An 18,252-nucleotide genomic window follows, 5' to 3' on the forward strand; every position below is an offset into this window, starting at 1 on the left:
AACAGTTTTGCTTCTCTTGGGTCAAACCGTATAGCATTGCGGCGGCGCGTGTGAACTGGCCGAAGGCCGCTGCGGAAATTTGATGATGTCGTCTTTTTCGACACGGCGAGCATTTTTCGCCTTCGTTGCCACTCTGGCGTTCAGCCTTCCAACCGCGACCGCGCAGGATGCGCGGCGAGCTTATGTGCCGCCCGCGCTCGACACGGTGCACGCCGTTCCCGCCGAGCATGGGATGGTGGTGGCGCAGGAGAAAATCTCGGCGCAGGTCGGCGCGGACATCCTGCGGCGCGGCGGCAATGCCGTCGATGCCGCGGTCGCGACCGGCTTTGCCATGGCGGTGACCTATCCGCGCGCCGGCAATATCGGCGGCGGCGGCTTCATGGTGATTCATTCCGCCGAGCGCAACGAAGACATCACCATCGACTATCGAGAGACTGCGCCGGCTGCGACCACGCCGCAGATCTTCCTCGGCGCCGACGGCAAGCCCGATGCGGCGAAGTCGCGGGATTCCGCGCTCGGCGTCGGCGTGCCCGGCACCGTCGCGGGACTTGCGCTGGCCCTGGAAAAATATGGCTCGAGCCGGTTCACGCTGGCGCAATTGCTCGAGCCCGCGATCGCGATCGCCCGCGACGGCTTCGTCGTCAGCGACGACATTGCCGACACACTGCCGGGCTGGCACCGGCGCCTGGCGCGCTGGCCCACGTCAGCCAAAATCTTCTCGCGGCCTGATGGCACGCCACTCGGCGAAGGCGACAGGCTGGTGCAGAGCGATCTCGCCGAAACCCTGTCGGCCGTCGCCGCACAGGGTCCGCGCGGTTTCTATGAGGGTCCGGTCGCGGAAAAGCTCGCCAAGGCCGTGAGCGACGCCGGCGGCATCATGACGCCGGCCGATTTGAAATCCTACCAGGCGGTGATCCGTGCGCCAGTGCGCGGCACCTATCGCGGCTATGACATCGTGTCGATGCCGCTGCCGTCGTCCGGCGGCGTGGTGCTGGTGGAGACGCTCAACATCCTCGAAGGCTTCCAGCTCGCCGATTTTAAGCAAGGATCTCCGGCCTCGCTGCATCTGCTGATCGAGGCCATGAAGCGCGCTTATGCAGACCGTGCGCGCTATCTGGGCGATCCCGCCTTCGTCAACGCGCCGATCGGGACGCTCATCGCCAAGGACTACGCCGCCAAGCTGCGGGCAACCATCTCCGCCGATCGCGCCACGCCGTCGAAGCAGCTCGTTTCCACCGCCACCTCGCCGCACGAGGGCAGCAACACCACGCATTTTTCCGTCGTCGACGGCAGCGGCAACGCCGTCAGCAACACCTATACACTGAACTTCAGCTACGGCCTTGGCCTCGTCGCCGACGGCACGGGCGTGCTGCTCAACAACGAGCTCGACGATTTCACCGCAGCTGTCGGCGCTTCCAATGCCTACGGCCTCGTCGGCTTCGAGGCCAATTTGCCCGGGCCCGGCAAGCGGCCGCTGTCGTCAATGTCGCCGACTATCGTTCTGAAGGACGGCAAGCCGGTGCTGGTGACGGGCTCGCCCGGTGGCAGCCGCATCATCTCGACCGTGCTCCAGGTGATCGTCAACGTCCTCGATTACAAGATGGACGTTGCGGCTGCCGTGACCGCACCGCGGCTGCATCACCAATGGCTGCCAGACGAGGTTCGGATCGAGAGCGGCTTTCCCGACAATGTCCTGCTCGAGCTGAAGGCGATGGATCACCTCATCGTCGAGCCGATGGGACAGACGTCGGCGAATTCCATTGCGGTGACCGCCAACGGGCCGCTCGGCGCGCCCGATCCCCGCACGCGAGGCGCGGAAGCCGCGGGGCAGTAGCTCTGTCCTTGCATAACGCGAAGGCCTGCCCGTGCTTGCGCAAGCCGCCGCGCATGCTACCACCGCCCGCATAAGGGAATTGCCGGGGAGACGCTCATGACCACGACCGATCCGACCGAGCGCATCGAACGCGCCGAGATCGAAGACACCAGCCTTCTTGCCTTCTATCGCGACATGAACGCACCGGAGCGCCGGACATTCTGGGCTTGCGCGGCAGGCTGGGCGCTGGACGGCATGGACTTCATGATCTACCCGCTGGTGATCGGCACCATCATCGCGCTGTGGAAGGTCGATGCGGGATCGGCCGGCCTCGCCGGCACCGTGACGCTGCTGGCGTCCGCCATCGGCGGCTGGCTCGGCGGTTATCTCTCCGACCATATCGGCCGGGTCAGGACGCTCCAGATCACTATCATCTGGTTCTCGGTGTTCTCGCTGGTCTGCGCGGTCGTGCAGAATTTCGAACAGCTCCTGATCGCGCGCGCGGTGCTGGGCCTCGGCTTCGGCGGCGAGTGGGCGGCGGGCGCCGTGCTGATGGGTGAAGCGATCCGGCCGCAATATCGCGGGCGCGCGGTCGGCTCGGTGCAATCGGGCTGGGCGGTCGGCTGGGGCCTCGCGGTGCTGTCGCAGGCGATCCTGTTCTCGGCTTTGCCGCCGGAGACGGCATGGCGCTGGATGTTCGTGATCGGCGCGCTGCCGGCGCTGCTGGTGTTCTACATCCGCCGCTCCGTCACCGAGCCCGAGGTCGCGGCCGAAGCCCGCGCCAAACAGGTCGCGAGTGGCAATCGTCCGGCGCTCTGGGAAATCTTCTCCGGCCCGATCCTGAAAACCACGATCCTGGCGTCGCTGATGGCGACGGGCTGCCAGGGCGGCTATTACGCCGTTACGTTCTGGGTGCCGCAATTCCTGACCAAGGAGCGGCACCTCTCGATCGTCGGCTCGACCGGCTACCTATCGACGCTGATCATCGGATCCTTCATCGGCTATCTCGTCGGCGCCTGGCTCGCCGACCGGATCGGACGGCGCAATCTGTTCCTGATCTTCTCGATCGGCGCGATGGCTGTGGTGCTGCTCTATACGCAACTGCCGCTGACCAATGAAATCCTGTGGGTGCTCGGCTTCCCGCTCGGCTTCTTCGCCTCGGGCTATTTCTCGGGGATCGGCGCGTTCCTGACCGAACTTTATCCAACGCGGCTGCGCGGCTCGGGCCAGGGTTTTTGCTATAATTTCGGCCGCGGCATCGGCGCGCTGTTTCCGTTCCTTGTCGGCTCGCTCTCGGCGACCACGTCACTCGCGAACGCGATCGCGATGTTTGCAGTGGTGGCCTACGCGCTGTTCTTCATCGCCGCCTTCGCGCTGCCGGAGACCCGCGGGCGGATATTGCACGCGGACTGACGGGCACCGTCGTCCGGGGGCGGTGAGGCAACTTACCGCCCCACCTGATACGGCCCGCCCTTCTCAAGCGCACGGTTGTACGCCGGCCGCGCGTGAATGCGCTCCAGAAACGCCATCGCCTTGGGATGGCCGAGCTCGAGCCCGCCACGCGCCTGGGCTGCCTCGAGCGGAAAGCTCATCTGGATGTCGGCCGCGGTGAACTCGCTGCCGGCGAACCACTCGCTCTTGCCGAGCTCGCCTTCCCAGTAATCCATGTGCTGCTTGAGCTGCGGATTGACGAGCGCGGTGAGCGCCTGGTTCGAGACTTTGCGCACCAGGGGGCGCAGCAACGCCGGCGCGCGCTTCGGCATCAGCGTGAACAGCAGTTTTAACAGCAGCGGCTGCATCGCCGATCCTTCGGCATAGTGCAGCCAATAAGTGAAGCGCAGCCGCTCGGGCGTGTTCGGCGGCGGGACCAGCCGGCCGTTGCCGTAGGTGGCGATGAGATATTCGATGATCGCGCCTGATTCGGCGACGGTGTTGCCGTTGTCGGTGATGACGGGCGACTTGCCGAGCGGATGGATGGCGCGCAGCTCCTTCGGCGCGCGCATGTCCGGCTGGCGCTGATAGCGCACGATCTCGTAAGGCACGCCCAACTCCTCGAGCAGCCACAGCACGCGCTGCGAACGGGAATTGTTGAGGTGGTGAACGGTCAGCATCGCTTGGTCCCCGGGCTAGGCGTGGTCGGTCGGCCGCGTACGTGCCAGCCCGGGAACGCAATGTCGAGCCATCCCGTCGGATATTTTCACCCGGGTATATTGACGCCGAGAATTTACCCGGATATTAAACGGTCCAACGTCGTCAATTTGGCAGTGATCTCGATGCAGAGGACTTTCACCGCATTCCAAGGCCCGCGCCGACTGGCGTCGGGACCGGCAGGAGAGGTCGCGCTGGTCGTCAAGCGGATCACCCCATTGCCGGACGAGCCCATCATCATCTTCGAGGACGACACGGGCCGATCAATCGACTTCGATCTGCGCGGCGGGGATCGCGAGGTGTTGGCGCGGCTGGCAAAGCTGGTCCCGCCTCCAGTTGAGGAGACGACACCGTCGAGCGAACCGCGTGGCCGCGGCCGGCCGAAGCTCGGCGTGGTCGCGCGGGAGATCACGTTGCTGCCGCGGCACTGGGAGTGGCTCAACGCGCAAGCAGGCGGCGCCTCGGTCGCGCTGCGAAAGCTCGTCGACGAAGCGCGCCGCGCGAGCGGCGACAAGGACCGCGAGCGTCAGGCGCGCGATGCGGCCTATCACTTCATGTCGACCATGGCCGGCAATCTGCCGCAGTTCGAGGACGCTTCGCGCGCGCTGTTCGCGGATGACCGGCGGCGCTTCACCGGACTGATCGCGGATTGGCCCACTGACATCCGCGATCACATCGTCAAGCTCGCCTATAGCGACCGCGCCTAGGCGCGCCTTTACTCACAAACCCATCAACGGTCGAGCCGCGCATTGCGCGGCAACGGCTTCGCATGCTCTGATGAAAGACACATCCATGTCCGCCTCCAAACCGCTCTGGACGACGTTCCTGCGCTTCCTCGCACCGTTGATGCTGAGCAATGCGCTGCAATCGCTGTTCGGCACCGTCAGCAACGTCTATATCGGCCAAATGATCGGCGTCGACGCGCTCGCGTCGGTGTCGGTGTTCTTCCCGGTAATATTCTTCCTGTTCGGTTTCGTCATGGGGCTGAGCACCGGCGCCACGGTCCTGATCGGCCAGGCCCATGGCGCGGGCGAGCAGGGTCGGATCAAGATTGTCGTGGGCACCACGCTCGCGGTCGGCCTGTTGCTGTCGATTTCGATTGCGCTGATCGGCGGGATCTTCAGCCGGCAATTGATGATGATGCTTGCGACCCCCGCGGACATTCTCGACCAGGCCAGCGCGTATGCCCGTGTCATGCTGTTCACCATGCCATTCGGCTTCGTCTTCCTGCTGATGACAGCGATGATCCGCGGCGTCGGCGATGCGCTGACGCCGCTGCTGGCGCTGGCGTTGTCGACCGCGATCGGCTTGATCCTGACGCCGATGCTGATCCACGGGTCGCTCGGATTGCCGGCGGTCGGAATCACCAGCCCGGCCTGGGCGGCGGCGATCGCCAACGCGCTGGCGCTGATCGCGCTGGCCGCCTATTTGCTGCGGAGGAAACATGCGTTGGCACCGGACGCTGCACTGCTGCGTCATCTCCGGCTCAATCGTGTGGTGCTGGGGCAAATCCTCGGCATCGGACTGCCGAGCGCGATCGGCATGGTGGTGATGGCGATCGCCGAGCTGGTGCTGCTCGGCCTCGTCAACACCTATGGGTCCGACGCCACCGCCGCCTATGGCGCGGTCAACCAGGTGATGGGCTATACGCAGTTCACGGCGATATCGATTTCGATCGCGGTCTCGATCCTCGGCGCGCAGGCGGTTGGCCGCGGCGACAGAACGCGGCTCGATGGCATCGTACGCACCGGCCTCATGTTCAACATCGTCCTGACGGGCGGGCTGGTGGCGCTGATCTATCTCGCGCCGCGCGCCGTGCTCGGTGTCTTCATCACTGACGACATCGTGCTCGATCTCGCGAAGAGCTTGCTCCAGATTGCGTTGTGGAGCTCGGTGCCGTTTGGCCTTGCGACGGTGTTTTCAGGCGCGATGCGCGCTGCCGGCGTGGCGCTGACGCCGATGCTGCTCTCGATCGTCGCCATCGTCGCAATCGAGCTGCCATCTGCGGTGATCCTGAGCCGCACGATCGGCCTACAGGGTGTGTGGGCCGCCTATCCGATCGTGTTTTGCGCCATGTTCCTTTTGCAGATGGGCTATTACCTTCTGGTGTGGCGCAAGCGAACGATCCGGCGTCTGATCTGACGACATCATCAAGAGATTACGACCGTCATTAAACGGTGGACCCGTGGCGCGCGCTGCGCCACAATGTGAAAAACCGACGTCAGGGAGAACGATTTTGACCCGCACAGCCCCGCAGTTCCTGTTCGATTTCGGCAGTCCGAACGCCTATCTCAGTCATCTCGCGATTCCGGCGATCGAGCAGCGCATCGGCGTCAAGTTCGAATATGTGCCGATCCTGCTCGGCGGCATCTTCAAGTCGACCAACAACAAGTCGCCGGCCGAGACGCTCGCCGGCATCAAGAACAAGCGCGAATTCCACACGGTCGAGACCGAGCGCTTCGTCAAGCGCTTCCAGGTTCAACCCTATGTCATGAATCCCTTCTTCCCCGTCAACACGTTGAACCTGATGCGCGCGGCGATCGCGGCGCAGCTCGAAGGCGTGTTCGAGACCTATGTCGAGGCCGCCTTCCATCACATGTGGCGCGAGCCGAAGAAGATGGACGATCCTGAAATCGCGGCGAAGGCGCTGGCGTCTTCCGGTCTCGACGCCCAAAAACTGTTCGCCCGCGCGCAAGAGCCCGAAGTGAAGGGCAGGCTGATCAAGAACACCGAGGAGGCCGTCGCGCGCGGCGCGTTCGGCTCGCCGACCTTCTTCGTCGGCGACGAGATGTTCTTCGGCAAGGAGCAGCTGCGCGAGGTCGAGGAGATGGTGTCGGGAAAGTAGCCCGCTCATTCTCCAGCGACAGAATGTGATCGCGGCAGCATTCTGGATTGCTTCGCTTCGCTCGCAATGACGACTATAAATAGATCGCCAACAACAGTAAGAACAACCGCAAGAGCAACAAGGACAATCCCATGCGTATCCTCGTGGTCGGTGCCGGCGCCATCGGCGGCTATTTTGGTGGTAGGCTGTTGCAGGCCGGCCGCGACGTGACCTTCCTGGTCCGGCCGCGGCGCGCCAGCGAGCTCGCGAGCGCCGGCCTCGTCATCAAGAGCCCGAATGGCGACGTGACGCTGAAGGATCCGCCGCGGGTCGAGGCCGACAAGCTCAAGGACAAGTTCGACGTGGTGCTGTTGAGCTGCAAGGCGTTCGATCTCGACGACGCCATCAAGTCGTTCGCGGCGGCGGTCGGGCCCGACACGGCGATCATTCCGATGCTCAACGGCATGAAGCATCTCGATATCCTCGACGGCAAGTTCGGCAAGGAGCGCGTGCTCGGCGGCCTCTGCGCCATCGCCGCGACGCTCAACGAGAAGCGCGAGGTGGTGCAGCTCCAGCCGATGCAGTCGATCAATTACGGCGAGCGCGACGGAAAGCCGTCGGATCGCGTCAAGGCGATCGACGAGGCCTTCAAGGGCGGCATCAATGGTGCCACGGCCAGCCAGAACATCATGCAGGACATGTGGGAGAAGTGGGTGTTCCTCTCCTCGCTGGCGGCGTCCACCAGCCTGATGCGCACCTCCGTCGGCAACATTCTCGCCGCCCCCGGCGGCAGGGACTTTTTGCTCGGCATGCTGGACGAGACCAGCGCGATCGCCACCGCCTCAGGCTACACGCCGGGCGGTCCGTTCTTCGAGCGCGTGAAGGGTAACCTCACCACCGAGGGTTCGCCGATGACGGCGTCGATGTTCCGGGACGTCAAGGCCGGCCTGCCGGTCGAGGCCGATCACGTCATCGGCGACCTCATCGCGCGCGCCGATGCCGCCAAGGTGCCGGTGCCGAAGCTGCGCATCGCGTACACGCATTTGAAGGCGTATGAGAAGCAGCGGGCGGGCTGACCGCACCTTCCGCTATTTGAAGTACGCGAGATAATGCGAGACGGCCGTGATCTCCTCGTCGCTCATGTGATAGGCGACATCGGCCATCGCGGCGCCTCCGCCGCCGACGCGCTGGTTGGTCTTGTAGTCGCGCAGCGCCTTGACCAGATATTCCTCTCGCTGACCCGCGAGTCGCGCGACGGCCTTGGTGCCGGCAAAGCTATCGGTATGGCATGAGGCGCAGCGGCGGCCGACGGCAACTTGCGCGCCCTTTTTCGACAGGTCCGGGTCTTTGTCTTCCTCGCCCTTTGGCGGCGTCATTTGCGAGAAATAAGCACCGAAATTGCGGACGTCCTCGTTGGTGATTTCCTCCGCGATGGGCTGCATCTGGTCGTTCTTGCGCGAACCAGCGCGGAAGAACACGAGCTGCCATTGCAGAAATTGATCGGGCTGGCCGGCGAGCGAGGGGATATTCTCGGTCTGCGAGATGCCGTTCTCGCCGTGACAGCCGGAGCAGACGGCGGCCTTCTCCTTGATCGCGGCGTTGTCGGCGGCCTGGGCCGGGACGAATGCGAGCGCTGTGAGCGCGAGCGCGTTGATAGCGAGCGAGATGACCTGCCGGCGCATGATTGAAGATTCCGCTTTGACGAGTTCGTCATTCCCGGAGCGCGCCTGAGGACGAACCCGGACTCGATAACCCTCGTTCGTGGTTTTGGGTTCCAGACTTGTACGCAAGCAGCGCGCAGATTCGGAACCACAGCGTGCGAAATTGAAAACGAGAAAGGCTGCGGTGCCCCTCGGCCCCGCAGCCTCGCGTCCTTGTACGCTACTTCTTGCTGTAGCTGATGCGGTAGATCGCGCCGGCCCAATCGTCAGCGACGAGGATCGAGCCGTCCTTGGCGAGGATGATGTCGTCGGGACGGCCGAGATAGCCCTGGTCGCCCTCGATCCAGCCGGAAGCAAACACCTCCTGCTTGGCATTCTTGCCGTCGGGTCCGACGATCACGCGCATGATGCGGCCACCCTGGTATTTGTGACGATTCCAGGAGCCGTGCTCGGCGATCAGGATGTTGTTCTTGTACTCAGGCGGAAATTGATCGCCGGTATAGAACTTCATGCCGAGCGGAGCGACGTGAGCGCCGAGGTTCAGCACCGGCGGCGTGAACTCGGAGCATTTGTGGCCCATCGCGAACTTCGGATCGGGCAGGTCACCCTGATGGCAATAGGGATAGCCAAAGTGCTCGCCCATTTTCGAGATCATGTTCAGCTTGTCGCTGGGTAGATCATCGCTGACCCAGTCACGCGCGTTCTCGGTGAACCAGTACTTGCCGGTACGCGGATCGACGTCGCCGCCGACCGAGTTGCGGACGCCGAGCGCATAGACTTCGGCATTGCCGGTCTTGGGATCGACGCGGCGGATTTGCGCGACGCTGGTCGGGGGCACGCCGATGTTGAAGGGCGGTCCGAACGGAATGTAGAACCAGCCTTCCTTGTCGACAGCGATGTACTTCCAGCCATGCGCGGCATAGGACGGCATGTCGTCATAGACGACCTTGCCCTCGCCGAGATTGTCCATCTTGGCTTCGGCATCGTCGTAGCGGATCAGCTTGTCGACCGCGATGACGTAAAGCGCGCCGTCCTTGAAGGCCAGACCGGTGGGCATGTTCAGCCCCTTCAGGATGGTCTTGACCTCCTTCTTGCCGTTGTTGTCCTTGATGGCATAGACGTTGCCGAGGCCGAACGAGCCGACGAACAGCGTGCCCTTGTCACCCCAGGCCATCTGCCGCGCGGCCAGCACACCGGACGCGTAGACCTCCATCTTGAAGCCCGCCGGCAGCTTGACCTTCTTGACGATATTGGCGAGCTCGGCCTCCGACGCGCCGGTCGGCGGACCCGACGGCGGCGCCAGACCCTTCTGCGCCTCGGTCTCGTCGCCGAGGAACCAGTCATCCGGCGGATGGGTCCAGAACTCCTTGGTGCCGGATTCGTATTTCTTCAGCGGCTTGTTCTTGTCCTGCGCGTAGCCAGCGCTGGTCCCCGCAAGAAGGGCCACGGCCGCAAGCGCCAACACGGATCGATGGAACATCGATGTCATCGCGTCACTCCCTAAGGCAGCCGTCAGGGCTGCACGTTATTTTATTATGGCTAGTCGAGAGGCGAAGTTTTGAGTCTGTCGAGAGGACAGACGCAAAAAGGTTAGCACATCTGCGAGCAGTGAGAAGCGCGCCGCATGCGCCGCAATTGGCCTCGATAAAAATTGAGACGGATGTTCTCGGCCCGAGCACGGCAGCGGCAACGGTCTCGCTGCAACGCGGAATCGAGGCAGCGCATGGCCAATTTGCAGGCAGCAGGACGGTCGGGAACAAAAAACGCGAAAACAACCCCATGCACAGTAGAACGGCGGAGGCCATTTTGCTCCCGGTGACTCCGGACAGGCATTTGGTGCATCGGGCAAATTGGCAAAAGCGGCGACTACGGGGCGGCGGCGTAGGGACCATCGCCGAAAATCGTCTCGTGATAGCCTTTCGACCCCACATCGCGCGCCAGCGTGCTGCGAAAATCGCGGCCATCGCGAAGGCAGTTCAGGACATGGGCGAAGTCGAATTGGGGCCGCCAGCCCAGCTCGCGCCTCGCGCGGTCGTTGACATAGACCCGGTCGATCTCGGGGAACAGCCGCCAGCCGCGCGCCGCATAGAGCTCCGCACAATCCGGATAGAGCTCGCGCACGACATTGGCCGCATCGCGCGCAAGTGCTGCCAGATGGCGCTGCTCGAACGGGCTCGTGGCCGACACGATGTAGCGGGCAAACCCGATCTTCGGCGCACGCTCGCCGGCGAGCAGATGGGCGTTCGCCGCGTCCGCGATATCCAGCCGGCGATAGAGCAGCTCGTTGGCTTGCGCGTTCTCCAGCGTGTAAGCTGATCGCATTGCAGGATCGTCATCGTCTTCGGGGAAGAAGCGCGAGGTCCTCAAGACCAGGACCGGCAGGCCGCGCTCGCGACAGAACAGCTCGCAGAGAGTTTCGGCCATCAGCTTGGTCGTGCCGTAGATGTTCTTGGGCACCGCCGGCAGGTCCTCGGTGACCCACACAGCGGCTTGGCCGGCGTCGGGCCGAAGCTGCGAGCCGAACGCGCTGGTTGTGCTGGTGAAGACAAAGCTGCGCACGCCGGCGGCCACCGCCGCTTCGAGCAGATTGAGCGTGCCAGTGACGTTGGTGTCGATGAAATCCTGCTTGCTGTGGGTTGCCACATGCGGCTTGTGCAGCGTCGCAGTGTGGATCACGGCGGTAACGCCGGCCATCTGGCCTCGCACGAAATCAGAATCGACGATCGAGCCGACGGCATCGGTGAAGGGCGACGGTTTCAGATCGACCCCGCGCACAAGCGATCCGCGCCCGCGGAGCGTGCGGAGAAGGGCCTCCCCGAGATGGCCGGCGCTGCCTGTGACCAGAACTGTCATTCGAGGCCCAATACAGCCGCCACCGGCGTGGGAAACCACGACCCCGTCCGGCTCGGCTGGATGCTTTGGGAAAAATTGGAGCGGGCGAAGGGGCTCGAACCCTCGACCCCGACCTTGGCAAGGTCGTCAGGTAGGGCAAATGTGGGCGTATGTGGCCAACGTAAAAACATCGCTTAAGCTTGATTCTAATAAGGTTTTGCGCTTCGAGCCGTTTTGTGGTTGGCATATTACCACAGAACAAAACACGGGGATTCTTTACCCCACTTTACCCCCGAGGCCATCAATGCCCGTCCAAAGGCTAACCCGCGACCGCGTCGAAAGCGCAAAGCCAGCTGCGGCCCGTTACGAGGTCAGGGACGCGGCTTACCCCGGCCTGCACCTTGTCGTGCAGCCGTCCGGCGCGAAGTCATGGGCATTCCGCTATGTCATAGCAGGGGTTACCCGGAAGCTGACCCTGGGTCAGTATCCGGCCCTCACCCTGGAAGCGGCGCGCGCTGACGCAGCGACGGCGCGGGGCGAGCTTGCCAAGGGGGGCGACCCTGCCGGGCTCAAGGCGGATGCCCGGAAGGCCGCCCCGGCAAACACGGTCTTGGCGGCATTCAAAGCCTATGACCGGGGCCATCTGTCTTGGGGCCGCGAGTATATCGACCACGAAACGGGCGAACGCAGCAGGGCCAAGGCTGTCGAACCGGCCGTCGGCGAAGAGACGGCCGCCGCAACCCGGTCGTTCTTCCTGCGCCTCGCGCTGCCTGCATGGGGCCGCCGCCCGGTCGGTTCCGTTACCCGGCAAGACGTCGTCGCATTGCTGGACAACCTGAAGGGCTTTAAGGATGCCCGGCGCAAGGGCAAGACCCGCTTGTCGCATTTCTTCGGCTGGACGATGGATCGCAACGCTACTGTGATCGTCAACCCGGCGGCAGGCGTGCAAACCGGCGAGATCGCGCCGAGCCGCGACCGCGCATTAACCAACGATGAATTGCGCGCCGTGTGGCTCGCCTGCGATGGCGTCGGTACGTTCGGTGCGATAGTGCGCACGATGATTTTAACCCTCGGCCGCCGAGGGGAAGTCGCCGAAATGCCCTGCGCAGAACTATCGGATTCGCTGTGGTCCATCGAGAGAGGTCGCACGAAGAACGGCCGCCCTATCGACATTTACCGCACGGCTGCCCTCAATGAGGTACTATCGTCGGTGAAGCGTACCGATGACTGTCCGTTCGTCTTCGAAGGGCGTCACGTCAATCGGCCAATAAGCGGCTTCAGCGATTGGAAAGATAAGCTCGACGCGGCAACGGGTGACGCCGTAGGTCCGTGGACACTGCACGACCTGCGACGCACGGGCACGAGCATTATGCAACGCATCGGCATTCCATTCGAAGTACGCGAAGCGTGCTGTAATCACACGATCAAGGGCGTCGCCGGCGTCTACAATCGGCACGACTATGCCGAAGAAAAGCGTCACGCCTTTGAAGCGCTCGCGGCCGAAGTCGTGCGCATCGTCAGCGGTAAAACCGACTCGAACGTGGTCGCACTGCGCCGCTGATCCTAACGTTCCTTTGATTCTTTCTCGTGCATCTGGCATATGTTGCAAATGGCCCCGGACAAATCTGGACGGGGCACAGGTCGAAAGAAACCGACCCTAGTTCTTCCCCTCTAAGCCTTCGCGGTAAGTCCGCTGGTTGGGGATGACGTCGAACGACAGTCCCGCTCAAAAGGACTGTTATGCGGGAAAGGTGACACGGCGGGTGCCGTGTCCGGGCATTCGACGCCCTTTTACCCTGCGCCATTTGTGCGCGGTCATCTGCAAAACGCTGCTTATGATTAACAAGGGAAAAGGTGCAACCGTGTCCGCGTGCGAATTCGAGTTACCCAAGCTAAAGCGGTACCTGCGCGTTGCGCAGGTGCGCGAACGTTATGGCAATGCGTCCGACGAATGGATTCGTCGCAAGACGCGCGAAGCCGCCTTCCCTTGTCCGTACTACATCGACGGGGCTGACAGATTTTGGTCCGCCGAAGAGTTGGACGCGTGGGACGCCGCAACCCTGAAGCGCGAGCCGCAACGGCCGCGAAAGGCGGTGCGGCCATGAAGCGCGGCTCCATCGACCTGATTGACGCGCGTGAAGCGTGCGCCATCATTGGCGGCTCTAAACCCATCAGCCGTTCGACCTTCTATCACGGCATCGCAGCCGGCCGATATCCGCCGCCCGTGCACGTCGCGCCGCATACGGCGCGGTGGCCGAAGCAGGAAATTGAATCCTGCGTCCATGTTGTCATCAAAGCACGGCGGCGCAAGCTCCAATCGACGCGGCTGAAGATGGCTTCGACGAGGTGCAACCATGGCCGCCCGTGATCGCATCAGCATTGAGTATCTGTGCGCGGTTTGCCGCCGTGCGATCGCACTGCGTGACGCCGCGATGTATTACGCCAGCGCGGAACAGCGACGGCTTTGGCAATGGGATATCCGACCATTCGTCGCACAGGCCGAGCGAGAATGGCCGTTCACCCCTCATTGCGGCGTCATCAATTGCGTGGACAGTGGTTGGGCCTTCGTGAGGTATGACGGCCGCCCGTTGGCCGAGGCGATGCGAAAGTCGCGCGGCTTCCATCGGCTCTAACAAAATATCCGCCCGCCGTGTTGAGTCACTAACACGACGGGCAGTCGGTACAGGCATGAAGGGTTGAGGTATGCCACAGAGATCGAGCACCGTCCAAGTAACGTTGGGCGATCCCGCCAAGGCCGCCGCCGCCATCCGGCGCATCAGACCGAGGGGTCTTGTGAAGATGACAGCCATCGATCCCTCCGGCTCCAAGGACGTGATGCGCGGCACGAAGTGCTTCAAGATGCCGGAAGAGCGCGATGCGCTAATCCGCTGGATTGCTGCGCACGACGGCGTAGAGAACCTGTACTTTGAACCGAACCCGCCGCGCGCCCGCGCTGACAAGCGGTCAAAGGAAACGGATATCGCCGCCGTCGAATATGCGTATGTCGATTGCGATCCGAAGAGCGGCGAAGACCCGTCCGCGGCACAAGAGCGAATCCGCGAACGACTCGCGTCCGGGGACGCGCCCGAACCGACGTTCGTCTATTCGTCCGGCGGTGGGGTGGTCGCGCTGTGGCGGCATGCGAAGCCCATCACGGACATTGAACAGGCAAAGGCGATCAACGTCGGACTCGCGCAAGTGCTCGGCGGCAAGGCGCAAGGCTTTGATTCGTGTCAGTCGATTGACCATCTGTACCGCGCGCCACACACGACGAACATTCCCAATGAGAAGAAACGCGCCAACGGCCGCAAGGTGACTGTCGCGAGTGGCTTGCAAGGCGACCCGACGCGTCGCTACACGCCCGATGAACTGCCGAGGGGGTACGTCGCAAAAATCTATGACGCGCCTGCCCTTGCCGATGTTCCTGAAGTGGACCTGAACGATTTGCCGATTAGCGACACGCTGAAGGAAATCATCCGCGACGGCCGGTCAGAGAACTGCGACGCGCCGGACGACGACTCGAATTCCGGTTGGCGCATGAAGGGAATCAACCTGATGGCAGCCGCTGGTATCACGCAAGAACAGATTGTCGGACTCTTCGATGACCCGGCGAACGGCGACCTTGTCGATGCATTGCATGAGAAGCTCGGCAGCAAGCAGGCCGTGCGCAAGCGTGTTCGTGACGAATACGCCAAGGCGCAAGCTTACATTGCGGAAGACAGGAAGGATGACTTCGCCGACGACGTGGACCGGCCGGACGACGACGGCGAAACGGTCGTGAAGCTGAAGACGACGAATACGGCGAAGGTGAATCCTTACGCGGGTGTTTCGCTCGCTGCCATTCTCGCGGCGAAGCCGCCAAAGTGGACACTTGAAGGTATCATTCCGAAAGGGTCGTTCTTCGAAATCTTCGGACGCGAGAAGGCAGGCAAGACGTTTTGGGCTTTGCATCTGGCGTTGTGCGTGGCGACGGACACCGATTGCTTCGGGCGGGCAGTCGCGCCGGGCCGTGTCCTCTACATCATCGCCGAAGGCAACCGCCGCCTGTTCGCCAACCGAGTTCTTGCGTGGGTTAAAGGGCAGGCGGGCAACAACGCCAAGCGCGCCGCAGAACTGCGCGCGGCCATCGACCAAAACTTCCGCATTGTCCCTATCCCGGTTTACATGAACCGCGAGAAGGACGCCAAAGCGTTGCTAGAGGCGAACCCCGGCCGTTTGTCAATGATCGTTATCGACACCCTCTTCCGCAACATGGAAGGGGACCCAAACGGCTCGCAGGACATGGGTCGTTTCGTCAAGGGAATCGACTTCGTGCGGACCCGGCTGCGCGCAACCATGCTGTTACTGCATCATCCCGGTCACTCGAATACGGAACGCTCGCAAGGTTCGTCCGCGCTCGCCGCCGCCATCGATGGCCGGGTCCGGTTCTTCATCGGCAAGGACAAAAAGAACGCGCGTGTGGCAAGTCATATTCCTGCGTGATGGCGCGGTGCCCGAAAAGCCGGACGCGTTCGAACTAGTCCAGGCCGTGGTCGAAGTCGGCGGCGTCACGTATGACTGGGACGACCCGAACGACGACAGCGAAGTGGCTTTGCCGGACGTGTTGTCGGCGTACCTGTCCAAAATCGAAGTGCCTTCCGTAGCCGAGGACTTTGGCGGCGAACTGACCGACGAAGAGGAACTCTTGATTCGCATCGTCGCGGAAAAACCGGCGACGCAGAAGGCGCTAGAGAACGGCAAGTGGAAGCGGTCGCGGTTGTCCCGGACCGTCGCCGATTGTGTGATGAAGGGTTGGCTGGAAAAAGGGACCCTGAAGCCAACAAAGCAGGGCGCCAAACATGCTGAAACGCTGGGCGTGGAGGACGCCGAAGAGGGAATCGAATAGGCTTGGGAATCGCCCCCCCAATTGCCCTCGATTCCCAGGTGGGAATCCCGGCTGCGAGAATCACACGAATTATCTTTATTGTTGCGTTTGCGCAGATTCCCACGTGGGAATCGGTTGGGAATCATGAGCCGATTCCCGATTCCCACGCTGTTCCCGCTCCTAAGAGCGGGACAGTGGGAATCAGCTTAGGATCTTGGGCAAGGTTGAGCGTGATTATATTGAAGCCTTACGCGTTTGCGCTAGGGGCCGGCCTAGCCTCGTAGAGCGCTCGCCCTGATGCTCACGGCCCCGGGCTGGGCGACGTTTCTTTTATACGCGCTCGACTCCTTTTGCGGGCTGATAGCCCTGCCCCAGCCCTACTGCACACCATAGCGTGTGAAGGCATCGCGCTAACGTCCTTTACGCTTACAGCACTTCGGTTTCAGCCCTTGGCGCTAACGCTCTGCTGAAAGGCATGCCAAGCACACATCGACCGCCATCACGTGTCATGGGCAGGGCAGCACAATAGCGAAAATAACTTTTGCTTGCTTGAGCCCCGGTGACCTGCCCCTGCCGATTTCCTCCAGTTGAAGTTAGAGTCCGGCCTTCTGAAGGACGGACAAATGAAGCGAGCCAGGTTTACGGAAGAGCAGATTATAGGCGTGCTGCGCGAGCATGAGGCCGGTGCGAAGACGGCCGATTTGGCACGCAAGCACGGCGTCTCGGAAGCGACGCTTTACAACTGGAAGTCCAAATTCGGCGGTATGGACGTCTCGGAGGCCAAGCGGCTACGGCAGCTTGAGGACGAGAACGCCAAGCTGAAGAAGCTATTGGCCGAGCAGATGCTGGATGCGGCGGCGCTGCGTGAGCTTCTTTCAAAAAAATGGTAGGGCCCGCCGCCAAGCGCGAAGCTGTCGCGCATCTGCAGGCCGAATTGGGACTGTCAGAACGGCGGGCCTGCATCATCGTCAGCGCCGACCGCAAGATGATCCGTTATCGGTCGAGCCGGCCGCCCGATGCCGAACTGCGGGTCCAACTGCGCGAACTGGCCAACGCCCGCCGGCGCTTCGGCTATCGGCGGTTATTCGTGCTGCTGCGTCAGCATGGCGAGCCGTCCGGGCTGAACCGTATCTACCGCCTTTATCGGGAGGAAGGCCTCAGCGTGCGTAAGCGCCGGGCTCGCCGCCGCGCGGTCGGCACCCGGGCGCCGATCCTGCTCGAGGCCCGGCCGAATGCCCGTTGGTCGCTGGATTTTGTCCATGACCAGTTTGCCAATGGGCGCCGGTTCCGGATCCTCAACATCGTCGATGACGTGACCCGGGAATGCCTGGCGGCGATCCCCGATACTTCGATCCCGGGACGGCGGGTGGCGCGCGAGCTGACGGCGTTGATTGGTCGCCGCGGCAAGCCTGGCATGATCGTCTCGGACAACGGCACCGAGTTCACCTGCAACGCCATTCTGACTTGGTCAGAGGACAACCAGATTGCCTGGCACTTTATCGCGCCAGGCAAACCGATGCAGAACGGCTTCTGTGAAAGCTTCAACGGCCGGATGCGAGACGAGCTTCTCAACGAAACCCTGTTCTTCGGCCTTGATCACGCCCGAACCAGGATTGCGGCGTGGGCCCATGACTACAATAGCCACCGCCCGCATTCGTCGCTGGGCTATCTGACACCCGCGGCCTATTCCGCCAACCTCACCGCAACGTGCGACCGGCTGCGCAACCCCGACCAGCTCCGCCGATCGCACGTTGCTCACCCCGCGCCAAACGGCGTAACATCCGCCGAGACTCTAATCGCCAATGGATGAAAGTTCAGCGGCAGGTCACCGGCATTCCAAACGCGGTGCTAGAGAAATTTTTCGCGGGTCCTTCCAAACGCAAAAACGTTATGAGGGAAAACTCGGGGGGCACGACGCGGCTGGAGGAGCGATTGAAATGTTCCGCCTAGGTAACAGGTAAAGCGACTGACCTACCGGCAGTCTTCTAATGGCCTACAAGGGACTTACGTCGCATTCGCAAAAGATGATTCCCAACAATGGCTTAGTAACCTATTGATTTTGCGATTGGAATCGCGTATATCACAATTAATTCGGCTGAGGTCGAAGGGA

General features: G+C 62.6%; 16 protein-coding genes. 11 read left to right on the plus strand and 5 right to left on the minus strand.

Translation table 11 applies throughout. The annotated features are described in order from the left end of the window. The first annotated feature begins 82 nt into the window (after positions 1 to 82). Together ggt and ACVWYI_RS02325 are read left to right on the plus strand one after the other, a co-directional pair. Positions 83 to 1,834, plus strand: coding sequence for a gamma-glutamyltransferase (ggt, locus tag ACVWYI_RS02320; RefSeq protein WP_456661105.1), 1,752 nt, complete (start codon positions 83 to 85; stop codon positions 1,832 to 1,834). A 96-nt stretch (positions 1,835 to 1,930) separates the two neighbouring features. Beyond that, positions 1,931 to 3,226 carry an MFS transporter gene (locus ACVWYI_RS02325; protein WP_456661106.1) on the plus strand — a complete coding sequence of 432 codons (1,296 nt, stop codon included), beginning with the start codon at positions 1,931 to 1,933 and terminating at the stop codon, positions 3,224 to 3,226. 32 nt (positions 3,227 to 3,258) lie between these two features. Here the strand turns inward: ACVWYI_RS02325 and ACVWYI_RS02330 are convergent, their stop codons facing one another. Continuing rightward, positions 3,259 to 3,924, minus strand: coding sequence for a glutathione S-transferase family protein (locus ACVWYI_RS02330; RefSeq protein WP_247352489.1), 666 nt, complete (start codon positions 3,922 to 3,924; stop codon positions 3,259 to 3,261). 162 nt (positions 3,925 to 4,086) lie between these two features. On the opposite strand from ACVWYI_RS02330, the gene ACVWYI_RS02335 reads away from it, so the two are divergent. The 4 genes from ACVWYI_RS02335 (at position 4,087) to panE (ending at position 7,861) form a co-directional block, all read left to right on the plus strand. Then, complete coding sequence (locus tag ACVWYI_RS02335) at positions 4,087 to 4,668, plus strand: DUF2239 family protein (RefSeq protein ID WP_456661107.1); 582 nt, start codon at positions 4,087 to 4,089, stop codon at positions 4,666 to 4,668. Positions 4,669 to 4,753: 85 nt separating this feature from the next. Then, complete coding sequence (locus ACVWYI_RS02340; RefSeq protein ID WP_456661108.1) at positions 4,754 to 6,103, plus strand: MATE family efflux transporter; 1,350 nt, start codon at positions 4,754 to 4,756, stop codon at positions 6,101 to 6,103. 94 nt (positions 6,104 to 6,197) lie between these two features. After that, positions 6,198 to 6,806 (plus strand): DsbA family protein, encoded by a 609-nt coding sequence (locus ACVWYI_RS02345; RefSeq protein WP_456661109.1) that lies wholly within the window; start codon positions 6,198 to 6,200, stop codon positions 6,804 to 6,806. Between the two features lie 131 nt (positions 6,807 to 6,937). After that, a complete protein-coding gene (gene panE / locus ACVWYI_RS02350) occupies positions 6,938 to 7,861 on the plus strand; it encodes a 2-dehydropantoate 2-reductase (protein WP_456661110.1) in 924 nt (307 codons plus the stop codon). Between the two features lie 12 nt (positions 7,862 to 7,873). On the opposite strand, the gene ACVWYI_RS02355 is transcribed toward panE, so the two are convergent. The 3 genes from ACVWYI_RS02355 to ACVWYI_RS02365 form a co-directional block, all read right to left on the minus strand. Next, on the minus strand, positions 7,874 to 8,467 hold the full coding sequence (locus ACVWYI_RS02355; protein ID WP_456647596.1) for a c-type cytochrome: 594 nt from the start codon (positions 8,465 to 8,467) through the stop codon (positions 7,874 to 7,876). A gap of 199 nt (positions 8,468 to 8,666) precedes the next feature. Next, a complete protein-coding gene (locus tag ACVWYI_RS02360; RefSeq protein ID WP_247352500.1) occupies positions 8,667 to 9,935 on the minus strand; it encodes a PQQ-dependent sugar dehydrogenase in 1,269 nt (422 codons plus the stop codon). Positions 9,936 to 10,312: 377 nt separating this feature from the next. Continuing rightward, positions 10,313 to 11,299: an NAD-dependent epimerase/dehydratase family protein gene (locus ACVWYI_RS02365; protein ID WP_456661111.1), complete on the minus strand. Its 987-nt coding sequence runs from the start codon at positions 11,297 to 11,299 to the stop codon at positions 10,313 to 10,315. 283 nt (positions 11,300 to 11,582) lie between these two features. Here ACVWYI_RS02365 and ACVWYI_RS02370 point away from each other — a divergent pair, with 283 nt between their 5' ends. Both ACVWYI_RS02370 and ACVWYI_RS02375 read left to right on the plus strand, forming a co-directional pair. After that, complete coding sequence (locus ACVWYI_RS02370) at positions 11,583 to 12,839, plus strand: tyrosine-type recombinase/integrase (RefSeq protein WP_456661112.1); 1,257 nt, start codon at positions 11,583 to 11,585, stop codon at positions 12,837 to 12,839. Positions 12,840 to 12,981: 142 nt separating this feature from the next. Beyond that, positions 12,982 to 13,383: a helix-turn-helix transcriptional regulator gene (locus ACVWYI_RS02375; protein ID WP_456661113.1), complete on the plus strand. Its 402-nt coding sequence runs from the start codon at positions 12,982 to 12,984 to the stop codon at positions 13,381 to 13,383. 186 nt (positions 13,384 to 13,569) lie between these two features. On the opposite strand, the gene ACVWYI_RS02380 is transcribed toward ACVWYI_RS02375, so the two are convergent. Then, positions 13,570 to 14,088 carry a hypothetical protein gene (locus ACVWYI_RS02380; RefSeq protein WP_456661114.1) on the minus strand — a complete coding sequence of 173 codons (519 nt, stop codon included), beginning with the start codon at positions 14,086 to 14,088 and terminating at the stop codon, positions 13,570 to 13,572. On the opposite strand from ACVWYI_RS02380, the gene ACVWYI_RS02385 reads away from it, so the two are divergent. From ACVWYI_RS02385 to ACVWYI_RS02395, 3 genes are all read left to right on the plus strand, one after another. Further along, positions 14,078 to 15,760, plus strand: coding sequence for an AAA family ATPase (locus tag ACVWYI_RS02385; protein ID WP_456661115.1), 1,683 nt, complete (start codon positions 14,078 to 14,080; stop codon positions 15,758 to 15,760). The genes ACVWYI_RS02380 and ACVWYI_RS02385 overlap by 11 nt on opposite strands. Next, positions 15,735 to 16,163 (plus strand): hypothetical protein, encoded by a 429-nt coding sequence (locus ACVWYI_RS02390; protein WP_456661116.1) that lies wholly within the window; start codon positions 15,735 to 15,737, stop codon positions 16,161 to 16,163. Before ACVWYI_RS02385 ends, ACVWYI_RS02390 begins: the two co-directional genes overlap by 26 nt. Positions 16,164 to 16,765: 602 nt before the next feature. After that, positions 16,766 to 17,952, plus strand: a protein-coding gene (locus tag ACVWYI_RS02395; protein WP_456661117.1) for an IS3 family transposase whose coding sequence is annotated in 2 segments (ribosomal slippage) — positions 16,766 to 17,018 and positions 17,018 to 17,952 — 1,188 coding nt in all. Because the reading frame shifts where the segments join, the coding sequence is not laid out codon by codon here. Positions 17,953 to 18,252 lie beyond the last annotated feature (300 nt).

The organism is Bradyrhizobium sp. LB13.1 (assembly GCF_054056815.1).

Excerpts from the sequence above, each read along its gene's own strand:
- ACVWYI_RS02355 (WP_456647596.1), bottom strand. The coding sequence starts at position 8,467 with ATGCGCCGGCAGGTCATCTCGCTCGCTATCAACGCGCTCGCGCTCACA.
- ACVWYI_RS02385 (WP_456661115.1), top strand. The coding sequence starts at position 14,078 with ATGACAGCCATCGATCCCTCCGGCTCCAAGGACGTGATGCGCGGCACG.
- ACVWYI_RS02340 (WP_456661108.1), top strand. The coding sequence starts at position 4,754 with ATGTCCGCCTCCAAACCGCTCTGGACGACGTTCCTGCGCTTCCTCGCA.
- ACVWYI_RS02360 (WP_247352500.1), bottom strand. The coding sequence starts at position 9,935 with ATGACATCGATGTTCCATCGATCCGTGTTGGCGCTTGCGGCCGTGGCC.
- ACVWYI_RS02365 (WP_456661111.1), bottom strand. The coding sequence starts at position 11,299 with ATGACAGTTCTGGTCACAGGCAGCGCCGGCCATCTCGGGGAGGCCCTT.
- ACVWYI_RS02335 (WP_456661107.1), top strand. The coding sequence starts at position 4,087 with ATGCAGAGGACTTTCACCGCATTCCAAGGCCCGCGCCGACTGGCGTCG.
- ACVWYI_RS02370 (WP_456661112.1), top strand. The coding sequence starts at position 11,583 with ATGCCCGTCCAAAGGCTAACCCGCGACCGCGTCGAAAGCGCAAAGCCA.
- panE (WP_456661110.1), top strand. The coding sequence starts at position 6,938 with ATGCGTATCCTCGTGGTCGGTGCCGGCGCCATCGGCGGCTATTTTGGT.
- ggt (WP_456661105.1), top strand. The coding sequence starts at position 83 with ATGATGTCGTCTTTTTCGACACGGCGAGCATTTTTCGCCTTCGTTGCC.
- ACVWYI_RS02330 (WP_247352489.1), bottom strand. The coding sequence starts at position 3,924 with ATGCTGACCGTTCACCACCTCAACAATTCCCGTTCGCAGCGCGTGCTG.
- ACVWYI_RS02325 (WP_456661106.1), top strand. The coding sequence starts at position 1,931 with ATGACCACGACCGATCCGACCGAGCGCATCGAACGCGCCGAGATCGAA.
- ACVWYI_RS02375 (WP_456661113.1), top strand. The coding sequence starts at position 12,982 with ATGACGTCGAACGACAGTCCCGCTCAAAAGGACTGTTATGCGGGAAAG.
- ACVWYI_RS02380 (WP_456661114.1), bottom strand. The coding sequence starts at position 14,088 with ATGGCTGTCATCTTCACAAGACCCCTCGGTCTGATGCGCCGGATGGCG.